This is a genomic window from Micromonospora sp. ATA51 (genome assembly GCF_016802855.1).
In the GTDB taxonomy this organism is placed as follows: domain Bacteria; phylum Actinomycetota; class Actinomycetes; order Mycobacteriales; family Micromonosporaceae; genus Micromonospora; species Micromonospora sicca.
On sequence record NZ_JAEVHJ010000368.1, the window covers coordinates 1 to 6,170 of the forward strand.

Sequence of the window (6,170 nt, forward strand, 5' to 3'; positions counted from 1 at the left end):
TGGCGAGCCATGCCGTGCGGCCGCCGGTGTCCGGGGCGGCCGAGGCGGCGGCGGCCAGGTGACCCGCCGAGCCGGCCGGCGGGGCGGCGGGCGCACCGAAGTCGAGGGTCACCGTGGCCGGGTCGACCCGCTCGGCGGGCACCTGCGTGCCGTCGCCGAACTCGACCCGGACCTCGGTCACCTGCGGGTCGGTGAGCACCCGGATCTCGTACTCCTCGCCGCGCAGCGGATGCACCGGGACGCGCTGGTCCAGGTCGTACCGGTACGGGTGGCCGGTCCCGGCGGGGCGGTGGCTGATCAGGTGGTCATTCACAGTCCGACCTCCAGGGCGAGCGTGACGAACATGGCGTGCGACCACAGCAGGGGGGTGGCGACGGGCCCCCACCGCTCGGTCCACTCGGTGATGTGTCCGGGGCGCTGGGTGTTGCCGCTGACCTGCTCGGGCAGGTGGCCCTCGGGGGTGGCCTGGGCGGCGATCCAGTCCAGGCGGCCCAGCGCCGCCTCGGTCCGGCCGGTACGCGCCTCGTGCCAGCCCAGCCAGGCGGTGAGGATCAGCCACTCCCCGCCGCCGTAGAAGGTGTCGCCGAGGTAGCGGTAGACGCCGCCGCGCAGCAACTGGTCGCGTACCTGGTGGTAGGTGCGTTCGGCGACCGGGCCGCGCGGGTCGACCACCTCGAAGGGGGTGAGGCAGGCCAGCAGGCTGCCGTCGACGGCCGTGCCGCCCAGCCACTTGGTGAGGTGCCCGTCCGCGATGCCGTCGGTGGCGACGAGCGCCCCGAGCTTGTCGACCGTCGCAGCGGCGGCGGCACGGGCGGGGCCGAGCAGCGGCTCGCCGTGCACGTCGCGGGCGTGGACGACGGCGCGCAGCCCGGCCAGCACCGCACCGAGCGTGGCGACGTGCCGGTGCTCGGCGTGCTCCTCCCACCAGTCGTAACAGGGCCGATCGCCGAACGCGACCAGGTAGTCCACCGTGGACCCGATCGCGGGCCGGTACGCGTCGATCGGCCGCCCGTGCCGCGCCGTGTGCGTCACGAGTACCCACAGCCAGGTGCCGTACCCGTCGAGCTGAAAGTTCCACCAGGGCTCGTCACCGTCGCCGCCGTCGAGGGTGTACCGGGTCGGCAGCATCTCGTCGGCGCCGATCTCCTCGCCCCGGTCGGCCCGCGCGACAAGGTCGGCGATCCGGTCGGCGCGGGAGTCGATCACCGTGGCGCACCACCGGAGGAACCGGTCGGCGCTGTCCACCCGACCGGCCCGGCTCATGGCGTCGGCGATGAAGGCCCCGTCGCGCAGCCAGCTGTACCGGTAGACGGGGTAGTCGGGGCTGGCCGGGTAGGCGCCGGACGGATGCTGGTGGGCCTCGATGAGGGTGAGGCTGGACTCGACCAGCGTGCGCAGGTCGGACCGTGCGGCGGTCGGCACGGGAATCCTCCAGGAGGTGTCGGTGTGGTCCTGCGCGGGGCGCGGCCGAGTGCGAAACGGCCGCGCCCGCTCGGGTCGGTTACTTGATGAGGGCGGTGACCGCGGCCGCCGCGTCGTCGAGCGCCTGCTGCGGGGTGGCCTGGCCGGAGGCGGCCTTCTCCAGCGCCTGGGTGACGATGTCCTGCATCTTCGACTGCTGCGCGTCGAGCACCGGCGGGAGCGCGATGTCCGCCAGCGCGTCGAAGACGGCCTTGCGGTTGGCCGGCGGCGTCTTCTTCAGATAGCTGTCGAACGCGGCCTGGTCGCTGACCGCCGGCAGCTCCCAGTTGGAGCCGAGCCGGGTCTCCACGGCCTTCTGCGAGCTGCCGAGGAACCGGGCCCACTTCCAGGCCGCGGTGGCCTTCTTGGTCTTCGCGGACACCGCCGTGGCGTTCATGAACACCGCGTTGGCCTTCCGGGTGTTACCGGGCTCGGTGACGATGTCGAAGTCCAGCCCGGCGGTGCCCGCGAGCTTGGAGATCTGCCAGATCCCGTTGTGCCACATGGCGAGCTTGCCGGACGTGAACAGGGCGGTGTCGTAGTCGGCCTTGCCGCCGATCTCGGCGACGGTGGGCTGCACCGTGCCCGGCTTGCTGAGCAGCCACTGCGCCGCCTCGAGGCCCTTGGCGTCGTTGAACGTCGCCTTCTTGCCGTCCTCCGAGAGGAACGAGCCGCCGTTCTGAGCGAGGGCCTTGTAGAACTCGTGGAAGGTGACCGGCTGGTAGTCGCCGTAGACGCCCTTGGCCTTGTTGGTCAGCTTCTCCGCCGCCGCCCGCTCGTCGGCCCAGGTCCAGTCCGCCGTGGGGTGGGCGACACCGGCCGCGTCGAAGAGCTTCTTGTTGTAGAAGAGCACCACGTCGGAGAACGTCGACGGCACCGCGTACAGCTTGCCCTTGAACTGGAAGGCTTCCCGCGCCTTCGGGTACAGCCGGTTCGCGTCGTAGTCCTGGTCGGCCTTGGCCCGCTCGTCGAGCGGCAGCAGGGCGCCGGCTCGGGCGTACGTCACGAAGTTCTCGTAGTTGAGCTCGAACGTGTCCGGCGCCGTGCCGCCGGCAATCGCCGTCTGCAGCTTCGTGAAGTAGTCGTCGTACGCGGCCGTCTGCACCTGCACGGTGATGCCCGGGTTCTGCTTCTCGAACTCGGCCTTGATCGCGTCGAGGTCCTTCAGGTGGTCCGGCGCGGCGGAGAAGGTGAAGTAGGTGACGGTGCCGGTGGCGCCGTCGTCCGCGCCGCCGGACGCGTCCTGCCCGCACGCGGCGAGCAGGCTCACCGCGGCGAGCGCTCCGGCGGCAGCTGCCAGGACTCGTCTTCTTGTGGTCATCGGATCTCTCCTCGGGGGTGTGCAATGGGGGGCTAGGACTTGATTCCGGTGAAGGTGATGCCGCGCACGACGTAGCGCTGGGCGAAGACGTAGAGCGCGAGGATCGGCAGGACGGACATGGTGGAGCCGGCCATGACCACGTTCCAGGCGGTGCTGTACCGCCCCTGGAGCAGCGACAGGCCGACCGGCAGGGTCATGTGCGCCTCGGTCTGCGCGATGACCAGCGGCCAGAGGAACGCGTTCCAGCTGGACATGAAGGCGAAGACGGCGAAGGTGGCCAGCGCCGGGGCGACCAGCGGCAGCAGCACCTGGGCGAAGACCCGCAGGTGTCCGGCCCCGTCGACGTAGGCCGCCTCGTCCAGCTCCATCGGCAGCGCCAGGAAGGCCTGCCGGAGCATGAACACGCCGAAGCTGGAGACGATCGTGGGCAGCAGCAGCCCGGCGTAGCTGTCGACCAGCCCGAGGTGGCGCATCTCGATGAACAGCGGGACGATGATCACCTGCATCGGGATCATCATCGTGGCGAGGTAGAGCACGAACACCGCGCCGCTGCCCCGGAACCGCAGCCGGCTGAACGCGTACGCGGCGGTGGCGCTGGTGAAGAGCTGAAGCAGGGTGGACACGACGGCGACGCCCACGCTGTTGGCGGCGAAGCGCCAGAACGGGAAGGCCTCGCCGAGCCGGCCGTAGGGCTCGATGGTGGGCGGATCGGGTAGCAGGGGCGCGTCCACCCGGGCGAGCTGCGGCTCGCCGGTGAGCGAGGTGATCAGCATCCACGCGAACGGCCCGAGCATCGCCACGGCGCCGAGCGTGAGCGCGAGATACCGCAGGATCTTCCTACTCATAGTGCACCCACCTACGCTGAAGTCGGAGCTGGGCCAGGGTGACCAGGAGGATCACCGCGAAGAGCACGATGCTCATCGCCGAGGCGTAGCCGACCCGGCCGTACGAGAAGGCGTTGTTGACGATCTGCTCGACCACGACGCTGGACGCCCCACCCGGACCGCCCTCGGTCATCACCCACACCTGGTCGAAGACCTGGAAGCCGTTGATCAGGCTGATCACGGTGACGAAGAACAGCGACGGGGAGATCATCGGCAGCGTGATGCTGCGCAGCTTGCGCCACCAGCCGGCCCCGTCGAGGGCGGCGGCCTCCAGCAGGTCGCGCGGGATGGCCTGCAGGCCCGCGAGCAGGATCACCGCGACGAACCCGACGTCCTTCCAGACGGAGGCGAGCACCACCGAGGGCATCGCCCAGTCCGGGTCGGTCCACCACCCGGGTCCCGGCACGCCGAGCGCGCCGAGGATGCGGTTGACCAGCCCGTCGGCCGGGTTGAGCAGCCACTTCCACAGCAGTGACACGGCAACCCAGCTGCTGATCACCGGCAGGAAGAAGGTGGCCCGGTAGAGGGTCATCGCGGGGAGCTTGGCGTCCAGCAGCAGTGCCACGGCGAGCCCGCAGACCAGCACCAGCGGCAGATAGCCGGCCAGATAGGCCAGCGTGTGGCCGAGCGCGGCGTGGAACTCGGCGTCACCCAGCAGTTCGGTGTAGTTGTCCAACCCGACGAAGGTGGGCACGCCGATCAGGTTCCAGTCCTGCAGGCTCACCCAGGCCGTGCCCACCATCGGGCCGATCCAGAAGCCGAGTAGCAGGAGCAGGCTGGGGGCGAGGAAGCCGGCCGCCGCGACGGCCGTACGCAACCGGCGGCGGGCGGCACCGGATCGGCGGACGCGCGGCGTCGGAGCTTTCGCCCGCACCGTGGGGGCTGCGGTGGTGGCGGTACGTGGCCCGGTCACTGGGCCACCTCGGCACCGGGAAAGGCGGCCAGCCGCGCCCGGATGGCGTCGGCGTGCGGCTCGGCGTTCATCGTGAACGGCGCCCGGAGCACCAGGGCGGCCGCACCCAGCGCCCACTTCGTGTCGTCCCACGGGTCGACGTGCACGCTGACCCCGTCGGCCAGCGGCGGGAACATGCCGGCGCGCAGGGCGGTGAGGAATCCTTCGGCCAGGTGCGTCCAGGCCAGGGTCCCTTCGCCGCTGACCAGCACCGCCTGCGGGTCGAGCACGGTGGCCAGCCCGGCCGCGACGGTGCCGAGCCGGACTCCGGCGGCACGGTAGACGGCCTGGGCGCCGGCGTGCCCGTTGTCGGCCGCCGCGCGCAGGTCGGCCGGACCGGCGTCCGGACCGACGGCACCCACCTCGCGCGCCTGTTCGACGAGCGCGCCGTCGCAGACGTACGTCTCGAGGCAGCCGCGCTTGCCGCAGTGGCAGGGCGGCCCGGCCGGATCGATCGGCAGGTGCCCGAGTTCACCGGCCGCGCCGTGCCCGCCGCGGCGCAGGTCGCCACCGGAGACGACGGCCGCGCCGACACCCTGCCCGAGGGTGATGGTCAGAAAGTCGTCGTACGGCCGGCCCAGCCCGTACAGGTGCTCGTACGCCGCCAGGGTGTTGACGTCGTTGTCCACGAGCACCGGCACGTCGAGCAGCTGGCTCAGGTAGTCCCGCAGCGGCATGTGCCGCCAGCCCAGCAGCGGCGCCTCCACCAGTCCGGTACGGCTGTCGACGAAGCCGGGGACACCGAGCCCGACCCCGAGCAGCGGCGCGTCGTCGACGGCGGCCAGGTGCGGCGCGAGCAGCGCGGACAACGCTTCGAACGGGTTGACGGCGGCCTCGTCGAACGGTGCGGAGAACGTGTCGAGCAGGGTGCCGTCGAGGTCGGCGCGCACGCCGGTCAGCCGCCCGGCGGCGACCTTGACCCCGACCGCGTGCCCGGCCGGACCCACCACCGCGAGCAGCTCGCTCGGTCGGCCGCCCCGCGGGACGCCGTCGTCGACCTTGCGGATGACGCCGGCCTCGATCAGCGAGCGGGTGACCGCGGTGACGGTCGGCGGGCTCAGGCCCAGCCGGCGGGCGACGTCGGCGCGCGAGATCGGTCCGTGTCGGCCGATCAGGGCGAGCACGGCGACCCGGTTGACGTCCCGCAGGCGTGGACCCGAGGTCGCAGCCGTCATCGGAGCACTTCCTTCCACCAGTTAATTCGGCGTCCAAACAAAGAGTCTGAAGATTACTGGCGGATGTCAAGACCCGTGATCAGACCGGGATCGTTTCGCGATCGCAGCGGCCCCGGCGACAGATGGGGGTACGGTCGGCGCGGGGGCCGGTGGCCAGCCGCCCGGCCAGGGCGAACGCCTGGATCAGGGCGAGGGTTGAGCGTCGCACGATCGACGGGTCACGCGAACCGCACTGCCACCTCTCCGATGCCCGGAAAGACGGCCCGCCAGGCGCCCGGACCCTGCACGCTCTGGTTGCAGAACGATCCCGTGATCACCCGTTGGCCGGCTTCGAGTCCGCGGCCGTACCGGTGCAGCAGCGCGCAGAGGCGCGACAG

General features: G+C 71.6%; 6 protein-coding genes. All 6 read right to left on the minus strand.

Features of this window, described 5'->3' with window-relative positions:
- A partial coding sequence (locus JNW87_RS33195) for a hypothetical protein (protein WP_238455034.1) occupies nt 1-313 on the minus strand: 313 nt, incomplete at its 3' end.
- Nucleotides 310-1,422 carry a glycoside hydrolase family 15 protein gene (locus tag JNW87_RS33200; RefSeq protein WP_238455035.1) on the minus strand — a complete coding sequence of 371 codons (1,113 nt, stop codon included), beginning with the start codon at nt 1,420-1,422 and terminating at the stop codon, nt 310-312. The genes JNW87_RS33200 and JNW87_RS33195, both read right to left, overlap by 4 nt.
- Nucleotides 1,423-1,501: 79 nt before the next feature.
- The gene (locus JNW87_RS33205) at nt 1,502-2,782 is read right to left on the minus strand and encodes a sugar ABC transporter substrate-binding protein (protein WP_109804497.1); all 1,281 of its coding nucleotides are present in this window, start codon (nt 2,780-2,782) and stop codon (nt 1,502-1,504) included.
- A gap of 32 nt (nt 2,783-2,814) precedes the next feature.
- Entirely contained in the window at nt 2,815-3,627 is an 813-nt protein-coding gene (locus JNW87_RS33210; RefSeq protein WP_238455036.1) for a carbohydrate ABC transporter permease, read from the minus strand.
- Nucleotides 3,620-4,579 (minus strand): carbohydrate ABC transporter permease, encoded by a 960-nt coding sequence (locus JNW87_RS41010; protein WP_238455037.1) that lies wholly within the window; start codon nt 4,577-4,579, stop codon nt 3,620-3,622. Before JNW87_RS41010 ends, JNW87_RS33210 begins: the two co-directional genes overlap by 8 nt.
- On the minus strand, nt 4,576-5,793 hold the full coding sequence (locus JNW87_RS33220; protein ID WP_238455038.1) for an ROK family transcriptional regulator: 1,218 nt from the start codon (nt 5,791-5,793) through the stop codon (nt 4,576-4,578). The genes JNW87_RS41010 and JNW87_RS33220 overlap by 4 nt, the downstream gene beginning before the upstream one ends.
- Between the last annotated feature and the right edge of the window lie 377 nt (nt 5,794-6,170).

Excerpts from the sequence above, each read along its gene's own strand:
- JNW87_RS33205 (WP_109804497.1), bottom strand. The coding sequence starts at position 2,782 with ATGACCACAAGAAGACGAGTCCTGGCAGCTGCCGCCGGAGCGCTCGCC.
- JNW87_RS33210 (WP_238455036.1), bottom strand. The coding sequence starts at position 3,627 with ATGAGTAGGAAGATCCTGCGGTATCTCGCGCTCACGCTCGGCGCCGTG.
- JNW87_RS33220 (WP_238455038.1), bottom strand. The coding sequence starts at position 5,793 with ATGACGGCTGCGACCTCGGGTCCACGCCTGCGGGACGTCAACCGGGTC.